Annotated in this window: 22 protein-coding genes; all 22 read left to right on the top strand. The window is 51.2% G+C overall.

What is annotated here, in order from left to right; genetic code table 11:
- Positions 1 to 98: 98 nt before the first annotated feature.
- Positions 99 to 1,787 carry a 30S ribosomal protein S1 gene (gene rpsA, locus F7R20_RS21730; protein WP_003199242.1) on the top strand — a complete coding sequence of 563 codons (1,689 nt, stop codon included), beginning with the start codon at positions 99 to 101 and terminating at the stop codon, positions 1,785 to 1,787.
- A 226-nt stretch (positions 1,788 to 2,013) separates the two neighbouring features.
- Positions 2,014 to 2,292 carry a hypothetical protein gene (locus F7R20_RS21725; protein ID WP_013692555.1) on the top strand — a complete coding sequence of 93 codons (279 nt, stop codon included), beginning with the start codon at positions 2,014 to 2,016 and terminating at the stop codon, positions 2,290 to 2,292.
- Between the two features lie 136 nt (positions 2,293 to 2,428).
- On the top strand, positions 2,429 to 2,725 hold the full coding sequence (ihfB, locus tag F7R20_RS21720; protein WP_003199243.1) for an integration host factor subunit beta: 297 nt from the start codon (positions 2,429 to 2,431) through the stop codon (positions 2,723 to 2,725).
- Between the two features lie 26 nt (positions 2,726 to 2,751).
- Positions 2,752 to 2,976 (top strand): lipopolysaccharide assembly protein LapA domain-containing protein, encoded by a 225-nt coding sequence (locus F7R20_RS21715; protein ID WP_013692556.1) that lies wholly within the window; start codon positions 2,752 to 2,754, stop codon positions 2,974 to 2,976.
- A 188-nt stretch (positions 2,977 to 3,164) separates the two neighbouring features.
- Positions 3,165 to 4,214 carry an LPS O-antigen chain length determinant protein WzzB gene (locus F7R20_RS21710; RefSeq protein ID WP_003199244.1) on the top strand — a complete coding sequence of 350 codons (1,050 nt, stop codon included), beginning with the start codon at positions 3,165 to 3,167 and terminating at the stop codon, positions 4,212 to 4,214.
- A 947-nt stretch (positions 4,215 to 5,161) separates the two neighbouring features.
- Positions 5,162 to 6,475, top strand: a complete 1,314-nt coding sequence (wbpA, locus tag F7R20_RS21705) for a UDP-N-acetyl-D-glucosamine 6-dehydrogenase (RefSeq protein WP_003199245.1) — start codon at positions 5,162 to 5,164, stop codon at positions 6,473 to 6,475.
- Positions 6,476 to 6,520: 45 nt separating this feature from the next.
- Entirely contained in the window at positions 6,521 to 7,465 is a 945-nt protein-coding gene (wbpB, locus tag F7R20_RS21700) for a UDP-N-acetyl-2-amino-2-deoxy-D-glucuronate oxidase (protein ID WP_003199246.1), read from the top strand.
- Positions 7,466 to 7,572: 107 nt separating this feature from the next.
- A complete protein-coding gene (gene wbpD, locus F7R20_RS21695) occupies positions 7,573 to 8,166 on the top strand; it encodes a UDP-2-acetamido-3-amino-2,3-dideoxy-D-glucuronate N-acetyltransferase (protein WP_028236954.1) in 594 nt (197 codons plus the stop codon).
- On the top strand, positions 8,159 to 9,253 hold the full coding sequence (locus F7R20_RS21690; RefSeq protein WP_033028071.1) for a DegT/DnrJ/EryC1/StrS family aminotransferase: 1,095 nt from the start codon (positions 8,159 to 8,161) through the stop codon (positions 9,251 to 9,253). The genes wbpD and F7R20_RS21690 overlap by 8 nt, the downstream gene beginning before the upstream one ends.
- Positions 9,254 to 9,298: 45 nt before the next feature.
- Positions 9,299 to 10,666: an oligosaccharide flippase family protein gene (locus F7R20_RS21685; protein ID WP_003199249.1), complete on the top strand. Its 1,368-nt coding sequence runs from the start codon at positions 9,299 to 9,301 to the stop codon at positions 10,664 to 10,666.
- 80 nt (positions 10,667 to 10,746) lie between these two features.
- The gene (locus F7R20_RS21680; protein ID WP_170291497.1) at positions 10,747 to 11,916 is read left to right on the top strand and encodes a hypothetical protein; all 1,170 of its coding nucleotides are present in this window, start codon (positions 10,747 to 10,749) and stop codon (positions 11,914 to 11,916) included.
- On the top strand, positions 11,913 to 12,803 hold the full coding sequence (locus tag F7R20_RS21675) for a glycosyltransferase family 2 protein (protein ID WP_003199252.1): 891 nt from the start codon (positions 11,913 to 11,915) through the stop codon (positions 12,801 to 12,803). Before F7R20_RS21680 ends, F7R20_RS21675 begins: the two co-directional genes overlap by 4 nt.
- Positions 12,804 to 12,809: 6 nt before the next feature.
- The gene (locus tag F7R20_RS21670) at positions 12,810 to 13,958 is read left to right on the top strand and encodes an N-acetyl sugar amidotransferase (RefSeq protein ID WP_003199255.1); all 1,149 of its coding nucleotides are present in this window, start codon (positions 12,810 to 12,812) and stop codon (positions 13,956 to 13,958) included.
- Complete coding sequence (gene hisH / locus F7R20_RS21665; protein WP_003199257.1) at positions 13,955 to 14,569, top strand: imidazole glycerol phosphate synthase subunit HisH; 615 nt, start codon at positions 13,955 to 13,957, stop codon at positions 14,567 to 14,569. Before F7R20_RS21670 ends, hisH begins: the two co-directional genes overlap by 4 nt.
- Before the next feature lies 1 nt (position 14,570).
- On the top strand, positions 14,571 to 15,353 hold the full coding sequence (locus F7R20_RS21660; RefSeq protein WP_003199259.1) for an AglZ/HisF2 family acetamidino modification protein: 783 nt from the start codon (positions 14,571 to 14,573) through the stop codon (positions 15,351 to 15,353).
- 31 nt (positions 15,354 to 15,384) lie between these two features.
- A complete protein-coding gene (locus tag F7R20_RS21655; protein ID WP_003199261.1) occupies positions 15,385 to 16,419 on the top strand; it encodes a polysaccharide biosynthesis protein in 1,035 nt (344 codons plus the stop codon).
- Between the two features lie 5 nt (positions 16,420 to 16,424).
- Positions 16,425 to 17,543 carry a UDP-2-acetamido-2,6-beta-L-arabino-hexul-4-ose reductase gene (gene wbjC, locus F7R20_RS21650; RefSeq protein ID WP_003199263.1) on the top strand — a complete coding sequence of 373 codons (1,119 nt, stop codon included), beginning with the start codon at positions 16,425 to 16,427 and terminating at the stop codon, positions 17,541 to 17,543.
- A gap of 10 nt (positions 17,544 to 17,553) precedes the next feature.
- Positions 17,554 to 18,696, top strand: a complete 1,143-nt coding sequence (wecB, locus tag F7R20_RS21645; RefSeq protein ID WP_003199266.1) for a non-hydrolyzing UDP-N-acetylglucosamine 2-epimerase — start codon at positions 17,554 to 17,556, stop codon at positions 18,694 to 18,696.
- A 14-nt stretch (positions 18,697 to 18,710) separates the two neighbouring features.
- Complete coding sequence (locus F7R20_RS21640) at positions 18,711 to 19,964, top strand: glycosyltransferase family 4 protein (RefSeq protein ID WP_033028072.1); 1,254 nt, start codon at positions 18,711 to 18,713, stop codon at positions 19,962 to 19,964.
- Positions 19,964 to 20,929, top strand: coding sequence for a UDP-glucose 4-epimerase family protein (locus tag F7R20_RS21635; protein ID WP_003199270.1), 966 nt, complete (start codon positions 19,964 to 19,966; stop codon positions 20,927 to 20,929). The genes F7R20_RS21640 and F7R20_RS21635 overlap by 1 nt, the downstream gene beginning before the upstream one ends.
- Entirely contained in the window at positions 20,926 to 21,942 is a 1,017-nt protein-coding gene (locus F7R20_RS21630) for an MraY family glycosyltransferase (protein WP_003199271.1), read from the top strand. The genes F7R20_RS21635 and F7R20_RS21630 overlap by 4 nt, the downstream gene beginning before the upstream one ends.
- A 79-nt stretch (positions 21,943 to 22,021) precedes the next feature.
- Positions 22,022 to 24,031, top strand: a complete 2,010-nt coding sequence (locus tag F7R20_RS21625) for a polysaccharide biosynthesis protein (RefSeq protein ID WP_081352378.1) — start codon at positions 22,022 to 22,024, stop codon at positions 24,029 to 24,031.
- Positions 24,032 to 24,302: the final 271 nt, after the last annotated feature.

The raw sequence follows: 24,302 nt of genomic DNA, 5'->3' as shown, positions 1-24,302 counted from the left end.
AGTCATAGTCCTGCGGTGCTTCCTTTATATGAAACTAACCCACACCGTCTGGGGTGTGGAGGCGGGCGTATTCTTCGCCCTAATCAACAGGAATTAAAATGAGCGAAAGCTTTGCGGAACTCTTTGAAGAAAGCCTGAAAACCCTGAACCTTCAGGCAGGCTCCATCATCACCGGTGTTATCGTTGATATCGATTACCAAGCTCGCTGGGTAACCGTTCACGCTGGTCTGAAGTCTGAAGCACTCATCCCGCTTGAGCAGTTCTACAACGACGCTGGCGAACTGAACATCAACGTCGGTGACGAAGTTCACGTTGCGCTGGACTCGGTTGAAGATGGCTTTGGTGAAACCAAGCTGTCCCGTGAAAAAGCCAAGCGCGCTGAATGCTGGATCGTTCTGGAAGCGGCTTTCGCAGCTGAGGAAGTGGTCAAGGGCGTTATCAACGGTAAGGTTAAAGGCGGCTTCACTGTCGACGTTAACGGCATCCGTGCGTTCCTGCCAGGTTCCCTGGTTGACGTCCGTCCAGTGCGCGATACCACGCACCTGGAAGGCAAAGAGCTGGAATTCAAGGTCATCAAGCTGGACCAGAAGCGCAACAACGTTGTCGTTTCCCGTCGCAGTGTCCTGGAAGCCGAGAACTCCGCCGAGCGTGAAGCTCTGCTGGAATCGCTGCAGGAAGGCCAGCAGGTCAAGGGTATCGTCAAGAACCTCACCGATTACGGCGCATTCGTCGATCTGGGTGGCGTCGATGGCCTGCTGCACATCACCGACATGGCCTGGAAGCGTATCAAGCATCCTTCGGAAATCGTCAACGTTGGCGACGAGATCGATGTCAAGGTTCTGAAGTACGATCGCGAGCGCAATCGTGTTTCCCTGGGCCTCAAGCAACTGGGTGAAGATCCATGGGTCGCTATCAAAGCCCGTTACCCAGAAAGCACCCGCGTCACCGCTCGTGTTACCAACCTCACCGACTACGGCTGCTTCGCTGAGCTGGAAGAAGGCGTTGAAGGCCTGGTACACGTTTCCGAAATGGACTGGACCAACAAGAACATCCACCCTTCGAAAGTCGTACAAGTCGGCGACGAAGTGGAAGTCATGGTTCTGGACATCGACGAAGAGCGTCGTCGTATCTCCCTCGGCATCAAGCAGTGCAAGTCCAACCCATGGGAAGACTTCTCTGGCCAATTCAACAAGGGCGATAAAATCTCCGGCACCATCAAGTCGATCACCGATTTCGGTATCTTCATTGGTCTGGACGGCGGCATCGATGGCCTGGTTCACCTGTCCGACATCTCCTGGAACGAAGTGGGCGAAGAAGCCGTACGTCGTTTCAAGAAGGGCGACGAGCTGGACACCGTTATCCTGTCGGTTGACCCAGAGCGCGAGCGCATCTCCCTGGGTATCAAGCAACTGGAAAGCGATCCGTTCTCCGAGTACGTTCAAGAGAACGACAAAGGCGCAATCGTTAAGGGCATCGTGAAAGAAGTTGACGCTAAAGGCGCCATCATCACTCTGGCCGACGATATCGAAGCGACTCTGAAAGCCTCCGAAATCAGCCGTGACCGCGTTGAAGACGCGCGCAACGTTCTGAAAGAGGGCGAAGAAGTAGAAGCCAAGATCATCAGCGTTGACCGCAAGAGCCGCGTAATCCAGCTCTCCATCAAGTCGAAAGACGATGCTGAAGAGAAAGAAGCAATCCAGAGCCTGCGCGAAAAGCCAGCTGAGATTGCTGCTGGTCCTACCACTCTGGGCGACCTGCTGCGTGCACAGATGGAAAAACAGAACTGAGTTCTGTCAGACCATAGAAAAAGGGCGACTTCGGTCGCCCTTTTTTGTGCCTGCGAAATTTCAAGATTCTCTGCAAGTCGCTGCCGATGACAGCGTTGATTCGGGGCACTGCGAAACCAACCCATCAACCCAGCTGTCTCTTTTATGAAGCGGATCAATAATCTATTCAGGGCGTGGCTCCGACTTGTATAAGTGATCGATCCGGACCTCTGTCTAAAGGAACTGAATGAACAAGCTCTTTCTGGTATTGAGTGTCTTGGTGCTGGCAGCTTGCTCTACGAGTGCCAAGACCCACGCAGTGCGTGGTGTCAGTGGTATCGAGGTCGACTGCTCGGGGTTGGGTTCCGGCTGGGAGAAGTGCCACAAGAGAGCTGCAAGAGAGTGCAAGGGGGCTGGTTACAAGGTGATTACCCGATCCGACGATGCGAAGGATGAAGATCAGTATCCCTTTGGTTTCAATCCGGCTGGCTATCTGACTCGTACGATGCTGGTCATCTGTCGATAGCATCTCCCTGCTTGCGCGGAAAGAGGCAATAGGGGAGTCAAGAAGAATGTCAATACTTGGGCTGTTCAAATCCCTCCGGTCATGCTAAAACCTTTTCAAGCGATTTTCCTAGCTGCTTGAAAAAGAAGGGAAAAATATGACGAAGTCGGAGTTGATCGAACGAATTGTCACCCATCAAGGGCTACTCTCATCCAAGGATGTGGAGCTGGCCATCAAGACTATGCTTGAGCAGATGTCCCAGTGCTTGGCGACTGGAGATCGCATCGAGATTCGCGGTTTCGGCAGTTTTTCCTTGCATTACCGCGCTCCGCGGGTAGGTCGCAATCCAAAGACCGGCCAGTCCGTCAGCCTAGACGGGAAGTTCGTCCCCCATTTCAAGCCGGGTAAAGAGCTCAGGGATCGGGTGAATGAGGAGGAGGGGGATGAGCTCTGACAGAGCCCCAAAACAGAGGAGTTCACATGCGGAACTTTAAACGCTTGGCCCTTGTCGTACTTGCGCTGCTCGTGGCCTCAGCTATCGTCCTGTTCGTGCTTGAAAATAACCAGTCGGTGGCACTGCTGTTTCTGGGCTGGTCAGCTCCGCAGCTCCCTGTCTCGGTTTTCGTGATCCTGGCGCTTCTCGCTGGTATGATGTTTGGACCGTTACTCGCATGGTTCGTGGGTGCGCGTCGACGATTGAAATAATGGATGTGTGAGCCCAGTAGTCTTGGTAAGGATCACTGTCTACAATTTTTCTGACTTTGGGTGCGTTTTGTTCGTATTTAATCTAACTCAGTTTAGGGCTGTATCCGCCGAGGCCTTGTCAGTCTTGCCTTTTAGAGCTTCCAGTTTCACCTGGGGCGTAATGCCAAAAAAAGGAAGCGAGGCCGTACATGCAAAATAATCATGTTGATTTGCAGGGGGGCGATGAAATCGACCTGATGGAGCTTGCTCGCGGAATTTTCGTCCAAAAGTGGTTGATTCTGGTGGTCACTCTTTTGGTCGCCATAGGTGCAACCGCCTATGCGTTCCTTAGCAAGCCTGTCTATGAGGCCAAGCTTTTTATCATTCCTCCCACTCAGAATGGTATTGCTGAGCTGAATTATGGTCGTGGGAAAAGCACGGAACTTGATCCTTATTCGATCAAGGACGTCTATGATGTCTTTGCCCGAAACCTCCAAGGCGAGTCCCTTCGACAAACCTTCTTCAATACAATCTATCTTCCGTCGCTTGATAAATCCCAGCGTGAGGCGCCTCTCGATCGTTTGTATGAGCGATTTTCTCGTGAGTTAATGATCAAGGGGCCTGGCAGAGATACACCGGATCGTTTCTCGGTGACTGTGCAAAGTAACGACCCTGCACAGGCTACGGAGTGGGCGAAGGCTTACGTTCAGCGTGCGAGTGTGGCTGCCGAGTCGGAGCTGATTAAGAACGTTACGACCGAGGCTTCAGTAAGAGCGCGTAACTTGGAACAACGAATTGTCAGCTTGCGAGAAACTGCGCAACGGGTACGCGAGGACCGGATCCAACAGCTGCGTGAAGCGTTGCAGATCGCAAAGGCTATCGGCCTCACGACCCCTGTCGTGAATTCAACGGCTGCAGTTGATATCACTGTGGATACGGGCAATAAATTAGATTATCAACGCGGCAGCAAGGCGCTCGCGGCCGAAGTCGAAGCGCTGGAGTCGAGGTCTTCGGATGATGCGTTCATCGGCGATTTGCGCTCGCTTCAGATGCGATATGGTTTTTATCGTAAGTTGAATGTCGATCCTGAAACTATTTCGGTTTATCGTCAGGATGGTGTTGTCGAGATACCAGAAAGCCCCATCAAGCCAAGGAAAATGCTGATCTTGGTGCTGGGAGTTGTCGGTGGGCTGATGCTGGGTGGTTTCTTGGCTTTGATCAGGTTTCTTATCCGTCGAAATGAACAGCGTCAGCGCTAGAATGTTCTGGGGGGCAGTGCTCTCAGATAAGCAAGTGACTCGGCTGGGATGATAAGGTGAATGTATGTGCTCCGGCGCCCTTCACCTTTGCTCTCGAGGGGCTGAGTTGAAAAATGCAGCGTCAGCTGGCCGGCGGGCTGAAAATTGGTTTGCTGACGGTGCCCAAGCCGAGCTCTCAAAAGCTGTGACAACGTTCTCTCGATTCTTTGATGGATTGTTAGGCGAGCTCACTCAAAATTTGTACGTAGACATCAAAAAGCTATCATTTCAAAGTAGGAAAAATTTCCGTTATAGGTCGGAGATATCAAACATTTGAAAGATGACGCTTCTAGAGAGGGATACGATCAGCACTGTCCGAGAAAGCATGAACAGCTGGACGTCTGCAGATATAGTCCCTACCATCCTAGCTAAAATCTGGTATCCGGTGTAGCGCAGACCCCGTCAGGACAAGCTTGCCGAGGAGCATCTGGTTTGGCAGGGTTATGCTTGTATGCGCCTGATCTTCTGCATGAGCACATCGAGGTTTGTGCGGTAGTGTCCGTTCATTCCCGAATATGCGAACTGGCAGTCCATAGCGCTCAACCTAGCCTTTGGCGCTCTCTGCTACTGGTAGGCGGCGAGCTGACGTAGCAATTGAGTCGGCCCTTAAAGCGCTAGGAGGTATTTTTATGACGATGATGGGGCGCCAGCGAGGTGTTGCTCATTGACTTCCTTCATCGACAGCGGCAGGACAACCACCGCTCCCTCGGCCTTTCGCAAGTCGAAGGGGGCAGGAGGTGTTTGCCTCCTCAGGAAATGGAGGCCGGATCCTGGGGGTGGTAGTAGCGTGTGCTTCTGTTTGAATTTTGATAGATCAGTGGCGAGCAGTTCATCCCATGATGACGATTCAAAGAGGGTATGTGTCACTGATCTGTAACTTATAGGCTTCGTGATTAAGGGATTCAGTAATGTCAGGCGTTAAACAATCGAGCGTAGCAAGATTCAAAACTAAGGAAGCGGTCATTGGTATCGTGGGTCTTGGCTATGTCGGTTTGCCGTTGATGCTGCGCTATAACGCGATTGGCTTCAGGGTGTTAGGCATTGATATCGACAGCTTTAAAGTAGATCGCCTCAACCAGGGTATGAGTTATATCGAGCATATACCTGGTGAGAGAATTGCCGGCGCCAGATCGAATGGTTTCGAAGCGACCACAGATTTTACTAGGGTCTCGGAGTGCGATGCTTTGATTTTGTGCGTTCCGACGCCACTCAATAAGTATCGTGAACCGGACATGAGCTTCGTCATCAATACAACTGACGCCATCAAGCCCTATTTGCGTAAAGGACAGATCGTTTCTCTCGAAAGCACAACCTACCCCGGCACGACTGAGGAGGAGCTTTTGCCTCGTGTGCAGGAAGGCGGCTTAAAGGTGGGGGAGGATATTTTCCTGGTTTATTCACCTGAGCGTGAAGATCCGGGTAATCCTAATTTCGAAACCCGCACCATTCCAAAAATCATCGGTGGTGATACCCAAGCATGTCTTGAAGTTGGCATCGCATTGTATGAGCAGGCAATTGATCGTGTGGTGCCGGTGAGTTCCGCCAAGGCTGCCGAGATGACTAAACTGCTGGAAAATATCCATCGGGCAGTGAACATTGGCTTGGTGAATGAGATGAAAATCGTCGCCGACCGCATGGGTATTGATATCTTTGAAGTGGTAGACGCCGCAGCGACTAAACCTTTTGGTTTTACAGCTTACTACCCGGGCCCTGGCCTGGGCGGTCATTGTATTCCTATTGACCCTTTTTACCTCACTTGGAAAGCTCGTGAGTATGGTCTCCATACCCGGTTTATTGAGCTGTCCGGTGAAGTAAACCAAGCCATGCCCGAATATGTACTAAATAAGCTTATGGACGGTCTCAATAACGCTGGTAAGGCCCTTAAGGGTAGCAAGGTTCTGGTGCTGGGTATTGCCTATAAGAAGAATGTGGATGACATGCGTGAGTCTCCGTCGGTTGAAATAATGGAATTGATAGAGGCGAAGGGCGGTTTGGTGGGTTATAGCGATCCGCATGTACCGGTATTTCCGAAGATGCGCGAGCACCACTTCGAACTCAGCAGTGAGCCGTTAACTGAGAGTAACATCGCTTCCTTCGATGCTGTCATCTTGGCGACGGATCACGACAAATTTGACTATTCGCTCATTAAACAGCATGCCAGACTGATCATTGATAGCCGTGGTAAATATCGAGAGCCAGCGCCTCACATTATTAAGGCTTGATGTTTGAATTTTTATCTTCGTGTCTTTAGTTATTACAGAGGTTAAATGAAAAACTTTGCTCTGATTGGTGCTGCTGGTTATATCGCGCCCCGCCATATGCGTGCTATCAAAGATACAGGTAATAATTTGGTGTCTGCTTACGATATCAATGATTCTGTTGGTATTATTGATAGCATTTCTCCAAGTAGTGAGTTTTTTACTCAGTTTGAGCGGTTCTATGAGCATGCGCATCAGCTCAAGCGCGATCCTCGCACTGCTCTTGATTACGTTTCCGTTTGTTCGCCAAATTATCTACATCATGCTCATATTGCTGCGGGACTGCGTCTAGGCTGTGATGTGATTTGCGAAAAACCGTTGGTGCCTACACCGCAGATTCTTGACGAGCTGGCGCTCGTTGAGAAAGAAACCGGTCAACGAGTCTATAACATCCTCCAACTGCGCCATCACCAAGCTATTCTTGATCTCAAGGCGAAAGTTGCTGCTCAACAGCGGTCCACCAAATACGACGTCGAGCTTACCTACATCACGTCCCGTGGGAACTGGTATATGGAAAGCTGGAAGGGGGACGCACGTAAGTCCTTCGGCTTGGCGACCAATATTGGCGTGCATTTCTACGATATGCTGCATTTCATTTTTGGAAAACTGCAGCGGAATGTCGTGCATTTTACTTCTGCGCATAAGGCGGCGGGTTACTTGGAGTATGAACAGGCGCGCGTACGCTGGTTCCTTTCGATTGACGCGAATGACCTTCCAGAAGCAGTAAAAGGTAAAAAAAGCACCTACCGATCAATCACCGTCGATGGGGAGGAGATGGAGTTTTCAGAAGGCTTCACGGACCTCCATACCATCAGCTACACAGAGATTCTTGCAGGTCGTGGCTATGGAATCGAGGATGCGCGTCATTGCGTGGAGACAGTGAATACTATCCGCTCCAGTACTGCTACCTCTGCGCAAAATGATGAAGGGCACCCTTTCCTGCGTAGTCTGTAAGTACTAAGCTTCGTGTCCGGACAGCACGTGTTTGGTGCAGTCCTCTGATCACTTCAATGTGGCCCTGTCCTTACGAGGACCGGGCTAACGTATTTGCGGGAGCGAAGGTGAATTATTCCGTTCACAGCAGTGCCATCGTCGACGAAGGCGCGATTATTGGTGAAAACTCGCGTGTATGGCACTTTGTGCACGTATGTGCCGGTGCCCGGATCGGAAAGGGGGTTTCGTTAGGTCAGAATGTTTTTGTGGGTAACAAGGTTGTTATTGGCGATTACTGCAAAATACAAAATAATGTTTCTGTTTACGACAACGTTACCTTGGAAGATGGAGTGTTTTGCGGGCCAAGTATGGTCTTTACCAATGTGTATAACCCCCGTTCGTTGATTGAGCGTAAAGACCAATACCGTAATACAGTGGTCCGTAAGGGGGCTACGTTGGGGGCCAACTGCACTATTGTTTGCGGGGTAACGATTGGACAGTTCGCATTTATAGGTGCTGGCGCGGTGATCAATCGTGACGTTCCTGCCTTTGCATTGATGGTAGGTGTGCCTGCTCGACAAATTGGCTGGATGAGCGAGTTCGGTGAGCAGCTGGAGTTGCCACTGGAAGGGGATCTTTCTGTGGTGTGCCAGCACAGTGGTGCTGTTTATAAATTGGACGGTAAAGTTCTCAGCAAAACGGAAGCTGGACAAAATGATTGAATTTATAGATCTGAAAAAACAGCAGCTCCGCATCAAGGATCAACTTGATGCTGCCATTCAGCGTGTATTAACCCACGGTCAGTACATTTTAGGCCCTGAAGTTACTGAGCTTGAGGGAAGGCTGGCGTCGTTTGTCGGCGCTAAATATTGCATCACTTGCGCAAATGGCACAGATGCTCTGCAAATTGCCTTGATGGCGCTAGGTATCCAGGCAGGCGATGAGGTGATTACCCCAGGCTTCAGCTACATCGCTACGGCTGAAGCCGCTGCAGTATTGGGTGCCAAGGTTGTCTATGTCGATGTTGACGCGAAGACCTATAATATGGACCCTGGTTTACTCGAGACTAAGATTACGTCTCGGACCAAGGCGATTATACCTGTTTCTTTATATGGGCAATGCGCTGACTTCGACGCTATCAATGCAATCGCTTCAAAATATGATATTCCAGTCATTGAAGACGCAGCACAAAGCTTCGGGGCAACCTACAAAGACAGGCGCTCGTGTAACTTGAGTACTATTGCCTGCACGAGTTTTTTTCCCAGTAAACCCTTGGGCTGTTATGGCGATGGGGGAGCGCTGTTTACCAATGATGATGAGCTAGCTATAGCTTTACGTCAGATTTCGCGTCATGGGCAAGACCGAAGATATCACCATATTCGCATTGGTATGAACAGTCGGCTTGACACACTTCAGGCTGCGGTTTTATTGCAGAAGCTGGATATATTCGAAGAAGAAATTCAGCGTAGGCAGGATATCGCACAGCAGTATTCTTCACTTTTGAACGAGGCGGGCCTACTGTCCACGCCTTATATTTCCGAGCATTCTACTAGTGTCTTTGCACAGTATACAGTCAAAGTATCTGGTCGTTCGGAGCTTCAAGAGAGGCTCAAAGCTGAAGGTATTCCAACCGTGGTTCATTATCCCATCCCGCTGAATAAGCAACCTGCCGTCGCGGATGCTGCGGTGGTGCTTGCGGTCGGTGATGAAGTCGCTGAACAGGTGCTAAGCTTGCCAATGCATCCTTATCTTGAAAAAGAGGACATTCAGAGAATTGTTGGCGCGATTATCGGTGCTATCTCTAAATGAGCAGTCTTTTGAGTGACTGGCTTATTTTTCCTTTAGAGAGTGCCTATGTCGCTCAATAATTTTTTGGATAGATATCGTGGTAATGATTTTTTAAGGTCCGTGACTGTATTGGCGGGTGGAACTGCTGCTGCTCAACTTTTGATGGTGCTTTTATTACCGGTTCTGACACGATTATATTCTCCTCAAGATTTCAATACGCTTTCTGTCTATTTAGGATTGTTGAGTATTTTTTCCGTAGTGGCGACACTTCGGTTTGAACTGGCGATATCTTTGCCAGAAGAGGATGGGGAGGCTGCGCATCTATTGGCACTTGGGCTTGGATTCTCTTTTCTTACAGCGCTATTAGTTGGATTTGGGTTGTTGTTGGGCTCCGATTTTTTTACCGCATGGCTAGGGCTGCCGAAATTGGCTGCTTGTTTTTGGGTGCTCCCCATCGGGGTTTTTTTATCGGGCGCTTACAGTGCCCTGCAATTCTGGATGGGTCGTAGAAAAAGATTTTCCCAGATCGCTAAAACTAAGATTCAGCAAGCATTGTCAGCAAGTGCGATACAGTTGCTCTACGGTAGTTTATTCGCAGGTCCACTGGGTTTGATTCTTGGTCAAACAATAAATAATGGTGCTGGGGCGGTTGGGCTGTTGGTCAGATGCGTTCGCGAAGATAAGAGGTCGTTAACGGGTCTTCGTCTGAAAACAATGGGGGCGCTATTTTTAAAATATAGTCGCTTTCCGAAATATTCAACTTCAGAAGCTTTGTTTAATAATGCGTCAATACAAGTTCCCGTCATCATAATTGCTGGTTTGGCGATAGGTCCGGAAGCAGGGTTTCTACTGCTGGCTATGCAGATCATGCAGGCACCGATAAGTCTCATTGGTAGCGCAGTGTCCCAAGTTTATATTTCCAATGCTCCGGAAAAAATGCGAACTGGAAAGCTTGCTGAGTTTACTTCGGATATTCTTTCAGGAATTGTTAGAGTTGCAGTACTACCTCTAGTCATTGGAGGTGCGCTCGCTCCTTATGCTTTTTCTATCGTATTCGGTGAAGGTTGGGAGCGTACGGGCGAGATTGTTGTGTATATGGTCCCTTGGATTGTGATGCAAATTCTGGTTTCGCCGATTTCCATGGTTCTTCATACCACCAATAATCAACCGACAGCGTTAGCACTCCAGTTGTTTGGCCTTGTATTACGAGTGGGTGTCGTGTCTGCTGTGGCTGCTACTGCGCCTGGTTACTTGACTGAAGTGTATTCGTTTACAGGCTTTGTTTTCTATTTTGTTTACTTGCTAGTTGTTTTGAAGGTGGCAGGCATCAGCTTGCTGGAAGTGTTTAGGCGCAATCCCTATGTATTGTTGATTGCTGTTGTTGTTTACCTTGCTCAATACATAGTGAAGGCTAACCACTGGTTTGCCTGGTAGAGGTTTGAATGTTTTTTTATACATTGACAAGCACAAGATTTGCATTGTATCTAGTCGCCTTTGCACTATCGCTAGTGTACATGTGGATGCCGTTCTTTGTTAATTATATTTTTTTGCCGAGTGATTATTTTTTAAAGTTGTCGATGATGACTTTTATTTCGGTGGTGGGTATGTTTGTTGGATACTATCTGCCATTGTTGGATTTTCGTTTCAGGGCGCGAGCAACAAGACTGATAGTAAGTGCTAACACAGTACATGCTTTCGTTTGGGTTGTGTTCCTATCTTTTCTTTTTGTGACTTTATACACGGCTCCTGCAATTCCTATCGTTTCGGCAATATCGGGTGCAAGCAGCGAAGAGCTGAGCGCCCAGCGGGGGGCTTTTTTAAAGGGGCGTGAAGGCGCGGAAGCTGCGCTTATTTATATAAGCACAATTTTTATGAGTGCATTTCTACCGTATAGTCTGGCGCGGATGTTTTTGGATAAGCACCGCTTGCGATACTTGTGCCTCCTAGTGTTTTTTGGTTATTCGTTAAGCTTCTTGCAAAAAGCGCTTTTCCTGAATGCTCTTCTGCCTTTGTTATATATTGCTTCTCAGCGGAAAAAAATAAGTCTTCCGGTGGCGCTATTTTTTTTCTCCGGAGGAGCTTTGATTTTGTACGTGGTTACGCTACTGGCGATGGGGGGCGGTGAATCCAGCCAAGCCGCAGGGGTTGGAGGGGGGATCTTCAGTCCTGAGTTCTACAGTGCTAAATACCTTCCGGATGGCGCCTTGGATCATTTGATCTGGAGGGCTGTTTCGGTTCCGATGTTTACAGCTTCGGATACACTGTTGGTTCTCGAGCAGCAGTTCAATAATGAACCTTTGTATGGCGCAACCAGTAATTTCTTTGCCTCATTGTTTTCCTTGGATAGGGTTTTTCTCGAGAAATTAGTATTCGAATATGAGTGGGGATGGAATGCAACGGCGAATTCAAACGCTGTTTATTTCACGGAGGGCTACGCCAATCTTGGTTGGTTTGGCGTCTTGCTGTATTCGTTTTTTGTTGGTCAGGTATTTCGATGGTTCAGAAAGTCTGAAGACCATGCTTTCAAATCCTTGTGGTTGATTTTTTTTCTGGGTATGTTTACAAGCGGTCTTATTGGAACATTGCTGAGTAATGGCTATATTTTGATGTTTGCGGCTTGTTTGTTTTTAAGGGTTAAGTCACCTGGCAAGATGAGCGTTAATGATTCGAAGGGGGGGGTATGAGTATTCCAAGTGTAAGTGTTGTAATTGCGGTAAAAAATGAAGCGCTTCACGTGAAGTCTGCAGTGACAAGCGTGTTGGAACAGCAAGGTTTGGATTTCGAAGTCATTGTCGTTGATGATGGTTCAAGCGATAACACTTGGAAGATCCTAACGGAGCTCCAGTTGGACTTTCCGCAGCTTCGATTATTTAAAAATCCGAAGGCAGGCAAATGCTCGGCCTTTAACTACGGCGTTGCAAGCGCGGAAGGCCGGTTTGTGTGCGTTTATGCTGGTGATGATATTATGCCAGCTGGGAGTTTGGCTGCGCGTTTTGATAAGGTCAAAGGGTATGCTGCTGAAGAATCTGTAGTTGGGCTTTGTAAGCTGATCACGATGTCGGAAAATAAGAAGTTTGACGGCCATTTGATCCCCAAGCGTGCTGGTAAAGGTGGGTTGACGGGTGTTTCTTACATGATGAGCAGGCCGGTAATTTCTCGGATATTTCCCGTGCCTGAAAACTTACCTAATGAAGACACCTGGATGGAGCTGGCGGTTACTTTTTTTGATTGGAAAATTGTTCATTCGGATATTGTGGGGTGCCGGTGGCGTGTGCACAGTGGTAATAGCATAAATATGCTTGGGGATTATGCTTCTTATAATAGTAAACTAACGCCTCGCATGTCTGCTATTCGTCTGTTCTACGATATGCATGGGGATAAGCTCTCGCCTCAGGCCAAAGAAAGATTGTACCAAAAAGTTCTCTGTGAAGAGTGTCGGGTTAAGGGGGATATCCTCGGAATCATGACCACCAAAACTGGCTTTGTGAATCGACTGAGGGCGCTTTCTACGTCGAACAGTTTTTTCTATGGCCTACGCAAACGATTATATGGACTTCTCTCTGGTTGGTGAGAAAATATGAAACATAGCTGGGGCAGCTACAAAATTTGCAATACTTGCATCATGGACAGTTCTGATCCTAGCATCTCTTTTGATGAGCATGGGGTCTGCGAGTATTGTAATAATTTCCATGGCCGTATCAAGCCGAGTTGGAATACTGGTTCGCTTGGGGAAGCCGAACTGATGAAAATATCGGAAAAAATCAAGAAGGACGGCGAAGGTCGTGATTTTGATTGCATCATCGGTTTGAGTGGTGGCCTCGATAGCTCCTATTTAGCTTATATCGCTAAAGAAAAAATGGGGCTGCGTCCATTGCTTTTTCATGTTGATGCTGGCTGGAATACTGATCAAGCGGTTGGAAATATTGAAAAGTTGGTGGACGGACTGGGCTTAGAGTTATATACCGATGTTATTAACTGGGAGGAAATGAAAAGCTTGCAGGTGGCTTTTCTAAAAGCCCAGGTTCCAGATCAGGATATTCCCCAGGATACTGCTTTTTTTTCAGGGCTTTATAAGTTTGCCAAAGCAAATAAAATAAAATATGTGCTGACTGGGGCTAACTACTCTACCGAGTGCTGCCGTGAACCGGAGGAGTGGGGAGCTTATCCGGGGATAGACAAGACTCTTATAAATGATATTCATGCTAGATTTGGTGTGCGTAAACTTAAGACGTTTCCTCTCGTAGATATATTGTCCTATAAAATCTATTATCGTTATGTCTTGGGTATGCAGGTCGTGCGTCCTCTAAATTTGGTGCCTTACATAAAGAGCGAGGCTGAGGAAACGCTCGAGCGCTTGTTTGGTTGGAAGCGTTTTCAGCATAAGCATCATGAATCCAGATTCACTCGTTTTTACGAAGACTACTGGATGCCGCGCAAATTTGGCTATGAGAAACGTCGTGCTCATTTCTCCAGCCTTATCATGACCGGGCAAATGACCCGGGAAGCCGCTTTAGCGCGCATCGCGAAACCCGAACTGGATGAAAACTTTCTTGCTTCGGAATTTGAATACGTCGCGCATAAGTTGGACTTGACTGTTCCCGAGCTTCAGCGCATTTTCGACGGCGAAAACAAGACCTTCCATGATTACAAAAACAAACGCTTCTTGATTGGAATAGGTGCTCGTATCCTCAGCGCAATCGGATTGGAAAAACGGCTGTTCAGATGATTACCATCATTGACTACGGTCTGGGTAATATCCAGGCTTTCGTGAACGTTTATCGACGTTTGCACATCCCGGTCGCAGTCGCTCAGACGGCTGCGCAGCTCGACGGTGCAACGAAGTTGATTCTCCCCGGGGTAGGCGCATTCGATCATGCGGTCGAGCGGCTCGATGCCTCAGGCATGCGGCCCACGCTTGAAGAGTTGGTTCTGCGTCACAAGGTTCCGGTCCTGGGCGTTTGCGTAGGCATGCAGATTCTGGCGAACAGCAGTGACGAGGGGGCCTTGCCTGGCCTTGGTTGGGTGCCTGGTCGTGTTCGTTCCTTCAAGTCGATTCCTGACTTGGCCGAGTTGCCTCTGCCGCACATGGGGTGGAACGATGTCAGTTCTTCCTCAGGTTCCGCGTTGTTCAAGGGGTTTGAGACTGACGCGCGCTTCTATTTTCTCCATTCGTTCTTTTTTGATTGCGAAGACGCTGGATATAGCGAGGCGACGTCCTCCTATGGCTTGGAGTTCAGTTGCGCGGTGCGGGCTCAAAATGTGTATGGCGTCCAGTTTCACCCTGAAAAAAGCCATCACTTCGGCGTCGGATTACTGAAAAACTTCGCGGAACTATGACATGTTGAGACCCAGGATCATTCCCTGCTTGCTGATTCAAGATGGCGGGCTGGTGAAGACAGTGAAGTTCAAGGACCCCAAATACGTCGGGGACCCGATCAATGCGGTAAAAATCTTCAATGAGAAAGAAGCCGACGAATTGATCGTGATCGATATCGATGCCACTGCAAATGCTGTGGAACCTAATTATGCCCAGATTGCCAAATTGGCGGCGGAGTGCAGGATGCCGCTGTGCTACGGCGGGGGCATTCGTACAGCTCAGCAGGCCAAGAATATTATTGCGCTGGGTGTCGAGAAGGTTGCCATCAGCTCGGCGGCATTTGAAAATCCGCATTTGATCAGTCAAATCGCAGAAGAGATTGGCAGGCAGAGTGTTGTGGTGGTCCTGGATCATAAAGCGCGCTTGCTGAGCAAGCATCAGGAGGTCTGGACGCACAACGGCACGCGCAATACCAAGCGCAGCGTCATCGAGGCCGCTCAAGAGTTTGAAAAACTCGGTGCCGGCGAAATTGTGCTCAATTCCATCGAAAACGACGGAAAAATGAAAGGCTACGATGTGGAGCTTGCAATAAAGCTTCGTGCAGCCGTGCGTATCCCCATCACTATTCTAGGCGGTGGCGGCTCGCTTGAAGACATGCGTAGCGTCGTGGCAGCTTGTGGCGTGGTGGGCGTAGCGGCGGGCAGCTTCTTTGTGTTCAAGGGCGCGTACCGGGCGGTGCTGATCAGCTATCCAAGCGCTCAGCAGAAAGACGACATCATTTATTCAGCTCTACGAGCCAGGTAATTCACCAGGTTCGTGGCAAGGGTCAGATCATATGTTCAACGGCAAAAAACTTCTTATCACTGGTGGTACTGGGTCCTTCGGCAACGCGGTGCTCAAACGTTTCCTGGATACCGACATTGCTGAGATCCGCATTTTCAGTCGTGATGAGAAAAAACAGGACGACATGCGCAAGCGTTACAGTAACGTCAAGCTGAAGTTTTACATCGGCGATGTACGGGACTACCAAAGCGTGCTGAATGCTACCCGTGGTGTTGACTATATCTTCCATGCTGCGGCCCTCAAGCAGGTACCGTCCTGCGAATTCCACCCCATGGAGGCGGTGAAAACCAACGTCATCGGCACCGACAACGTGCTTGAGGCGGCCATCCAGAATGGTGTCCAGCGCGTGGTCTGCCTGAGCACGGACAAGGCTGTCTACCCCATTAATGCCATGGGTATCTCCAAGGCCATGATGGAAAAAGTCATGGTGGCCAAGTCGCGTAATGTCGACGAAAACAAGACGGTTATTTGCGGTACACGATATGGCAACGTCATGGCCTCCCGAGGGTCAGTCATCCCTCTGTTCATTGAGCAGATTCGTGCAGGGAAATCGCTTTCGATCACCGATCCCAACATGACCCGCTTCATGATGACCCTGGCCGATGCGGTGGATCTGGTGCTTTACGCCTTCGAGCATGGCAACAACGGTGATCTCTTTGTTCAGAAAGCCCCGGCTGCCACTGTCGAAACCCTCGCTCAAGCGTTGACATCGATGCTCGGTCAACCTGACCACCCGATTCAAATCATTGGCACGCGCCACGGTGAAAAGCTTTACGAGGCACTGCTCAGTCGTGAGGAGATGGCCTGCGCTGAAGACATGGGCGCCTATTTCCGTGTACCACCAGACCTGCGCGACTTGAACTACAGCAAGTTCGTGGAGCTAGGCGAGGAGAAAATTTCGCGCACCGAGGATTACAACTCGCATAACACCGAGCGCTTGGATGTCGAAGGTATGCAAAAGCTGTTGTTGAAGCTGGATTTCATGCGGGCCATACAGCGTGGCGAGCCCGCCACTCCAGAGGAGTGATGCCCATGAAAGTTCTTATTACCGGGGCTGGCGGCTTTGTCGGCAAAAACCTTGTGGCCCACCTGCAAGAGCGCCAAGACGTTCAGGTGGTTCGATTTGGTCGCCAGGAGGCCCCATCCGATCTGTTGTCGATGCTTGATGAAGTGGACTTTGTGTTCCATCTGGCGGGCGTCAATCGACCCCAGCGTATCGAGGAGTTCAGCGAAGGTAACAGTGGCCTCACTGCTACGTTGTGTGCTGCCATCAAGGCCACTGGCCGGTCGATACCCGTGATCTACACCTCATCCATACAGGCTGAGGTCGATAATCCTTATGGGACCAGCAAGCGCGATGCTGAACACGCCTTGCTTGATCTGTCGAAACAGCAAGGTTCGCCAGTTTATCTTTATCGTTTGCCCAACGTTTTCGGAAAGTGGGCGAGGCCAGACTACAATTCGGCGGTGGCGACGTTCTGCCATAACATCGTCCGTGGCTTGCCAATTACCGTCAATGATCCCGCGGCACCGCTGCAGTTGGTCTATATCGACGATGTAATCCGAAGCTTCATCGATGTGATGGATGGTAGCGCCCCGGAAGGTCCTTATCTGGATGTACAACCGGTTTATGCCACGACGGTCGGGGCATTGGCCGATCAGTTGCAGGCGTTCAAGCGCAGCCGAGAGACGATGGTGACCGAGCGGGTGGGGACTGGGTTGGTCCGCGCTTTGTATTCGACTTACCTGAGCTATTTCACGCCAGACGATTTCACCTATGAGCTGCCCAAGCACGGTGATGTGCGAGGCGTATTCGTTGAGATGCTCAAGACCCCGGATGCCGGTCAGTTCTCTTACTTCACTGCTCATCCTGGCATTACGCGGGGAGGGCATTACCATCACAGCAAGACCGAGAAGTTCCTGGTTATCAAAGGTCACGCCTGCTTCCGTTTTCGGCACATTGTCAGCGGTGAGTTCTACGAACTTTACACTGACGGCGAAACACCACAAATAGTTGAAACCGTCCCGGGTTGGAGCCATGACATCACCAACACTGGCGAAACCGAAATGATCGTAATGCTGTGGGCCAACGAAATTTTTGATCGTGAGCGGCCAGACACCTACACCATGGCTGTTGGCACTCAGGCCTGAAGGATTAGCAATGAATACTGCACTAAAAAAACTGAAAATCGTCACCGTGGTGGGCACGCGTCCTGAAATTATCCGTTTGTCCAGGGTCATGGCCGCACTGGATAAGTATTGCGAACACGTGCTGGTGCATACCGGTCAGAATTATGACTACGAGCTGAACGAGATTTTCTTCCAGGACTTGGGCATCCGAAAGCCTGACCACTTCTTGAATGCTGCCGGGAGCACCGGCGCGGAAACCATCGGCAATGTGATCATCGCGGTGGACCGGGTACTGGCTATTATTGAACCTGAAGCCTTGCTGGTGCTGGGTGATACAAACAGTTGCATGGCAGTTATTCCCGCCAAGCGGCGCAAGATCCCCACGTTCCATATGGAAGCCGGAAACCGTTGCTTTGATATGCGCGTCCCCGAAGAAATCAATCGGCGCATCGTTGATCACACGGCAGACATCAACCTGACCTATAGCACCATCGCCCGGGATTATTTGCTGGGCGAGGGTTTGCCTGCCGATCGTGTCATAAAGACTGGCAGTCCTATGTTTGAAGTGCTCAATCATTATCGCGACAGTATCGAGGCGTCGAACGTCCTGGAGCGACTTGGTTTGGAGGCGGGCAAGTTCTTTGTGGTCAGCGCGCACCGCGAAGAGAACGTCGACTCGGATAAGAACTTCCTCAAGTTGGTCGAGGTGCTCAATACCGTTGCCAGTACGTTTGGCCAGCCCGTGATTGTCTCTACCCATCCACGCACTCAAAAGCGTGTCGATGCCATGGGCATTGTTTTTCATGAAAATGTCAGACTGCTCAAGCCCTTGGGATTCATGGACTACAACAAGCTGCAACTCGAGTCGCGTGCAGTCTTGTCTGACAGTGGCACCATCAATGAAGAGTCGTCGATTCTCAACTTCCCAGCCTTGAACCTGCGCGAAGCTCATGAGCGGCCCGAGGGGATGGAAGAAGCAGCGGTGATGATGGTGGGGCTGGAAGTCGAGCGAGTCCTGCAAGGACTGAATATCCTCCAGACACAACTCTCGGGTAGCGAGCGCAGCCTTCGTCTGGTAGCGGACTACAGCATGCCTAACGTTTCCGAAAAAGTAGCCAGAATCGTGCACAGCTATACCGACTACGTAAACCGTGTCGTTTGGAAGCGGTATTGAGTCGAGTCGTGAATATGCCTGAGAGCAAGCTGAATATTTTGGTGGTCACGCAATACTTCTGGCCAGAGAACATGCGCATCAACGATCTGGTGCGTGACTTCACCGAAAAAGGGCATTCGGTCACGGTGCTTACTGGAGTGCCTAATTATCCGGAAGGGAAGGTGTTCGAGGCCTACAAGTCAGCACCAGGGAAGTTCACCGAATACCATGGTGCCCGCATTGTGCGGGTGCCCATGATCCCGCGCGGCAAACGCAGCATTCAGTTGATCCTCAACTATCTGAGTTTTTTTTCCAGTGCTTCGACCGTTGGCGCCTACGCGCTGCGGGGACGCACTTTCGATGCCGTATTCGTCTACGCAGTCTCCCCCATCATGGCGGCTATTCCTGCCCTGGTGATCGGTCGCTTGAAGAAAGCCCCCGTATTCATTTGGATTCTGGATTTGTGGCCGGAAACACTGAGGGCGGTTGGTGTATTGAAAAAACCAGCGTTACTCTCCATGGTCGGTCGAATGGTGTCTTGGATCTATAACCGTGCCGACTACCTATTGCTGCAATCGAATGGTTTTCTCGAAAACGTCAAAGGCTACTGCACACGGCCCATAGATCCACAACGCTTGGTCTACTTCCCCAGCTGGGCTGAAGACGATTTCTCTGCGACTTCGGAGCACTCGAACTCGATACTGGCACGCGATGAGTCGGTATTTACCGTGGTATTTGCTGGAAATCTGGGCGAGGCTCAGGATTTCCCCGCCGTGCTTGACGCTGCCGAGCAATTGCGTGGGAAAGTCGCCGTGCGTTGGGCCATCGTGGGGGATGGCCGGATGAGCCAGTGGTTGAGCCAGCAGGTAAGTGCGCGAGGTCTGGACAACGTCCTGCTTCTGGGCAGGCATCCGTTGGAGGCCATGCCGGCGTTGTTTGCCAATGCCGATGCACTGTTGGTTTCACTGAAGACCAATGATGTGTTTGAAAAAACCATTCCCGGAAAAGTCCAGGCTTACCTGGCCTCGGGCAGGCCTCTGCTCGGCATGATCAATGGCGAAGCCGCGCGCGTAATCAACGAGTCCGGTGCAGGGTTTACGTGTGCATCCGGTGATGCAGGTGGCTTGGCACGTATCACTCAGACCCTGGCGGGTTTTGCGCCATCCCAGCGCAAAGTCATGGGGGAGAGCGGTCGTGACTATTACCTCCAGCACTACTCCAAGCAACGCTTGCTGGCGCGTTTGGAAGATATCTTCAGAAAAGCCACGCTACGGAAGGTGAACCGCTGATGCAGAAAAGTATTCTTGTGACCGGGGCGAGCGGGTTTGTAGGTGGTGCGGTACTTACACGGTTGCAAGCAGATGCAGGACGATCCGTGATCGCAGTGGTTCGTGGTGACCGGCATTCGCCAGGCCCGATCAGCACTGTGCGGATTGAGTCATTTTCCGCGCAAACTCAATGGAACGCGCACCTGGCCAATGTGGATACAGTCATTCATTGCGCTGCTCGCGTGCACGTGATGAACGATACGGAGGCTGATCCGTTGGCCGCCTTTCGGCAGGTCAACGTGGAGGGGACGCTCAATTTTGCAAGGCAGGCGGCTGAAGCCGGCGTCCGTCGATTTATTTTCATCAGCTCCATTAAAGTTAATGGGGAAGGTACGTCGCCCGGCCAACCTTACGCCGCCGACGATATTCCTGCGCCAGCGGACCCGTATGGCGTGTCCAAGCAGGAGGCCGAGCAAGGTCTGCGGGAGGTTGCGCAGGCGACAGGAATGGAAGTGGTCATCATCCGGCCTGTCCTGGTGTACGGGCCCGGCGTGAAGGCTAATTTCTTGAACATGATGCGTTGGTTGGACAAAGGCGTGCCTTTGCCATTCGGTGCCATCGATAACCGACGTAGTCTGGTGAGCATCGATAACCTGGTCGACCTCATCGTAACCTGTATCGATCACCCCGCGGCGGCGAACCAGACCTTCCTGGTCAGTGATGGAGAAGATCTGTCGACCACGACATTGCTCAGCCGGATGGCTCGTGCGCTGGGTAAACCTGCCCGGTTGATTCCGGTTCCTAGCTGGATGCTCGACCGCGGCGCCAGCATGCTGGGCAGAAAAGCGCTGTCCCAGCGCCTATGTGGTTCGCTGCAGGTCAATATCGAGAAGACACGTACACTTTTGAATTGGAACCCACCCGTGAGTGTCGATGATGCATTGGCCGAAACCGCACGGCATTTCAGGATGAATCAAGCTAAATGATGTACTTCTGGTTGTTTGCCTCTGTCACGCTGGCCTCACTGCTCATGACCGCGGGGCTGCGCCGCTATGCCTTGGCGCGTAGCATCATCGATATTCCGAATGCACGCAGCTCCCACAGTATCCCTACGCCCCGGGGCGGAGGTGTCGCCATAGTCGTGGCATTCCTGCTGACATTGCCCTTGCTGGGGCAACTGGGTCTGGTACCGCCTCACTACCTGATCGCATTGGGCGGTGCAGGTGCGCTGGTCGCCATCGTGGGTTTCATGGATGACCATGGACACATTGCAGCGCGGTGGCGATTGCTCGGACATTTCAGCGCCGCTATATGGGCGTTGGCATGGCTTGAAGGTCTGGCGCCGCTGAACCTGTTTGGTGTCAGTGTCGATCTATCCTGGATAGGACATGCCCTGGCTGCCTTTTATCTTGTCTGGGTTCTCAACCTGTACAACTTCATGGACGGTATTGACGGTATTGCCAGCATAGAAGCGGTGTCGGCGTGCCTGGGCGCGAGTGCTCTCTACATACTGTCGGGTTTCACCGACCTGATCTGGCCTCCGTTGATCTTGGCCGCCGCAGTGCTGGGCTTTCTGTTTTGGAATTTCCCACCTGCGAAAATTTTCATGGGGGACGCGGGCAGTGGTTTCCTGGGGATCGCGCTTGGGATCATGTCCTTGCAAGCCGCCTGGGTCTCTCCGGCCTTGTTCTGGGCATGGCTGATCCTGCTGGGGGTGTTTATCGTCGACGCGACGGTCACCCTGACTCGGCGGTTTTTGCGGGGAGATAAAGTCTACGAGGCTCATCGTAGTCATGCCTATCAGTTTGCCTCGCGCCGTTATGGGCGCCATCGTCCGGTCACGATGGCAGTGGCGGCGATCAACGTGCTGTGGTTGTTTCCCCTGGCGTGGTGCGTCGTGGTTCTGAAGCTGGATGGGCTGACAGGCGTTGTGTTGGCCTACGTGCCCTTGGTGATATTGGCCTTCAAGTTCAAGGCCGGTCAGTTGGAGGATGCCTGAGCGCCCGGGTAAAGATGTGAAATGGGTCAAGCCGGACATAACGAGAATGAGTAGGAACAACAAGGGGCTGGAAACATTCATGGATAGACTTCGCGTTGCATTGCTGGGCCTGCCGCGTCGGCAGAAACGACTGCTTCAGGTCATGGCCGACGTAGTGCTGGTCTGGGGGGCCTTGTGGTTGGCGTTCGTGGTGCGCCTTGGCTTTGACGAGATGATCAATCCCTTTACCAACCATCCATGGCTCCTTGTCAGCGCATCTTTGATCGCTATCCCATTGTTCGTTCATTTTGGTATGTATCGGGCCGTCATGCGCTACCTGGGTAACGATGCCTTGATCGCGATCATCAAGGCAGTCAGCTTGAGCGCGTTGGTATTGGCGCTCGTGGTGTACTGGGGCGCATCTTACATGGCGCCTGTCCCGCGTTCGGTCATCTTCAATTACTGGTGGCTCAGCCTGGTGATGATCGGCGGCTTGAGGTTGTTTATGCGCCAGTACTTCATGGGCGATTGGTTCATTCCCTCCCGCCATGCGCCCTTCATCAACCGTAACGCCAGCCTTACCAAAGTGGCGATCTACGGAGCCGGTGCTGCCGGTAATCAACTGGTAGCAGCCTTGCGCATTGGTCGAGATATGCAACCAGTGGCTTTCATCGATGACGATGCCAGTATCGCCAATCGAATGATTTCTGGTCTGCAGGTATTCAAGGCCAAGCATATCCAGAAGATGATTCGCCTCACTGGCGCTCAAGAAGTGCTGTTGGCCGTTCCTTCGGCGAGTCGTGCGCGACGCCGTGAAATCCTTGGGTATCTGGAAGGCTATCCACTGCACGTACGCAGTGTGCCGGGTTTCATGGATCTGGCCAGCGGCCGTGTGAAAGTCGACGATATCCAGGAAGTCGATATTGCCGACTTGTTGGGTCGAGATGCGGTGCCTGCACAACCCGAGCTTCTGTCGCGTTGTATTCGGGGAAAGGTTGTCCTGGTTACGGGAGCGGGTGGGTCGATTGGTTCTGAACTCTGTCGTCAGATTCTCGCCCTGCAGCCGTCCACTTTGCTGTTGTTCGATCACAGCGAGTTCAACCTCTACAGTATCTTGAGCGAACTGGAAGAGACCATCGTCCGACAATCAATCGCGGTAAATCTATTGCCGATCCTGGGCTCGGTACGTAACGCGACCAAACTGTTCGACGTCATGAAGTCCTGGAGCGTCGAGACGGTGTATCACGCAGCAGCCTATAAGCATGTGCCCCTCGTGGAGCACAATATCGCCGAAGGCATGCTCAACAACGTCATCGGTACGTTGAACACCGCGCAAGCGGCGTTGAAGGCTCAGGTCGAGAACTTTGTGCTCATTTCCACGGACAAGGCCGTGCGTCCGACCAATGTCATGGGCAGCACCAAGCGCTTGGCAGAAATGGTCTTGCAAGCACTGAGTCATGAGCTGGCGCCAGTGCTCTTCGCAGACAGCGGTAATGTTGCCCGGGTCAATAAGACCCGTTTTGTCATGGTGCGCTTCGGTAATGTGCTGGGTTCATCCGGCTCGGTTATTCCGCGTTTCCGGCAGCAGATCAAATCCGGCGGCCCCATCACCGTCACGCATCCCAATATCACCCGTTATTTCATGACAATCCCGGAAGCTGCCCAGTTGGTGATTCAGGCAGGTTCGATGGGGCGAGGCGGCGATGTGTTTGTGCTGGATATGGGAGAACCGGTGAAAATCGCCGAGTTGGCTGAGAAAATGGTCCACCTGTCTGGCTTGAATGTGTGCTCCGAGAAGAATGTGCACGGGGATATTGCAATTGAGTTCACGGGGTTGCGTCCAGGCGAGAAGCTCTACGAGGAACTGTTGATCGGTGACAACGTGGTCGCGACCCAGCACCCCATGATCATGAGCGCCAATGAAGACCATCTGCCGTGGGAACAACTCAAGGTTAAACTGGACGAGTTGATGGCCGCCGTTACCAAGGATGAATATTCACGGGTCCGCATCCTGCTCCGCGAAACCGTAAGCGGTTACACGCCCGAAGGAGAGATCGTCGATTGGATATTCCAGCAGCGGCGATTGATGCCAAAACACAAGGATCGTTAAGGGAGCACTTCGGCGGTCGATAATGTGAGCGTCGAAAGCTTGCTGTAGTGGGCTGTGCGGAGTGACTTTCCCCCAGTCTCATTGAGCCAGCGTCCATTTCCTGCAACTCGCAGGCGCTGAGATATCTTTCTGGGTTGCCAAATAACATCACCTTACCTTTCGTCTAGCTTGGTGACTTTACCGATGCCAACGAGTACCCTTCCAGTCTTTTCGAAATGATAAGCGAGCAGCATCAAGTGGTCCAAGGTGAAAAGTTTATAAGTCCCGCTAT

The organism is Pseudomonas brassicacearum subsp. brassicacearum (assembly GCF_008801605.1).
Lineage (GTDB): Bacteria > Pseudomonadota > Gammaproteobacteria > Pseudomonadales > Pseudomonadaceae > Aquipseudomonas > Aquipseudomonas brassicacearum.
The sequence above is the reverse complement of the archived record's forward strand: the minus strand, read 5'-3'. Positions and strand labels throughout refer to the sequence as shown.

What these genes read in the sequence shown, in the direction of transcription:
- wbjC (WP_003199263.1), top strand. Translation starts at nt 16,425, where the DNA reads ATGAAAGTTCTTATTACCGGGGCTGGCGGCTTTGTCGGCAAAAACCTT.
- F7R20_RS21690 (WP_033028071.1), top strand. Translation starts at nt 8,159, where the DNA reads ATGATTGAATTTATAGATCTGAAAAAACAGCAGCTCCGCATCAAGGAT.
- F7R20_RS21710 (WP_003199244.1), top strand. Translation starts at nt 3,165, where the DNA reads ATGCAAAATAATCATGTTGATTTGCAGGGGGGCGATGAAATCGACCTG.
- F7R20_RS21630 (WP_003199271.1), top strand. Translation starts at nt 20,926, where the DNA reads ATGATGTACTTCTGGTTGTTTGCCTCTGTCACGCTGGCCTCACTGCTC.
- F7R20_RS21625 (WP_081352378.1), top strand. Translation starts at nt 22,022, where the DNA reads ATGGATAGACTTCGCGTTGCATTGCTGGGCCTGCCGCGTCGGCAGAAA.
- ihfB (WP_003199243.1), top strand. Translation starts at nt 2,429, where the DNA reads ATGACGAAGTCGGAGTTGATCGAACGAATTGTCACCCATCAAGGGCTA.
- wecB (WP_003199266.1), top strand. Translation starts at nt 17,554, where the DNA reads ATGAATACTGCACTAAAAAAACTGAAAATCGTCACCGTGGTGGGCACG.
- F7R20_RS21660 (WP_003199259.1), top strand. Translation starts at nt 14,571, where the DNA reads ATGTTGAGACCCAGGATCATTCCCTGCTTGCTGATTCAAGATGGCGGG.
- hisH (WP_003199257.1), top strand. Translation starts at nt 13,955, where the DNA reads ATGATTACCATCATTGACTACGGTCTGGGTAATATCCAGGCTTTCGTG.
- F7R20_RS21635 (WP_003199270.1), top strand. Translation starts at nt 19,964, where the DNA reads ATGCAGAAAAGTATTCTTGTGACCGGGGCGAGCGGGTTTGTAGGTGGT.
- wbpB (WP_003199246.1), top strand. Translation starts at nt 6,521, where the DNA reads ATGAAAAACTTTGCTCTGATTGGTGCTGCTGGTTATATCGCGCCCCGC.
- F7R20_RS21725 (WP_013692555.1), top strand. Translation starts at nt 2,014, where the DNA reads ATGAACAAGCTCTTTCTGGTATTGAGTGTCTTGGTGCTGGCAGCTTGC.
- F7R20_RS21675 (WP_003199252.1), top strand. Translation starts at nt 11,913, where the DNA reads ATGAGTATTCCAAGTGTAAGTGTTGTAATTGCGGTAAAAAATGAAGCG.
- F7R20_RS21685 (WP_003199249.1), top strand. Translation starts at nt 9,299, where the DNA reads ATGTCGCTCAATAATTTTTTGGATAGATATCGTGGTAATGATTTTTTA.
- F7R20_RS21680 (WP_170291497.1), top strand. Translation starts at nt 10,747, where the DNA reads ATGTGGATGCCGTTCTTTGTTAATTATATTTTTTTGCCGAGTGATTAT.
- wbpA (WP_003199245.1), top strand. Translation starts at nt 5,162, where the DNA reads ATGTCAGGCGTTAAACAATCGAGCGTAGCAAGATTCAAAACTAAGGAA.
- F7R20_RS21670 (WP_003199255.1), top strand. Translation starts at nt 12,810, where the DNA reads ATGAAACATAGCTGGGGCAGCTACAAAATTTGCAATACTTGCATCATG.
- F7R20_RS21715 (WP_013692556.1), top strand. Translation starts at nt 2,752, where the DNA reads ATGCGGAACTTTAAACGCTTGGCCCTTGTCGTACTTGCGCTGCTCGTG.
- rpsA (WP_003199242.1), top strand. Translation starts at nt 99, where the DNA reads ATGAGCGAAAGCTTTGCGGAACTCTTTGAAGAAAGCCTGAAAACCCTG.
- F7R20_RS21655 (WP_003199261.1), top strand. Translation starts at nt 15,385, where the DNA reads ATGTTCAACGGCAAAAAACTTCTTATCACTGGTGGTACTGGGTCCTTC.
- F7R20_RS21640 (WP_033028072.1), top strand. Translation starts at nt 18,711, where the DNA reads ATGCCTGAGAGCAAGCTGAATATTTTGGTGGTCACGCAATACTTCTGG.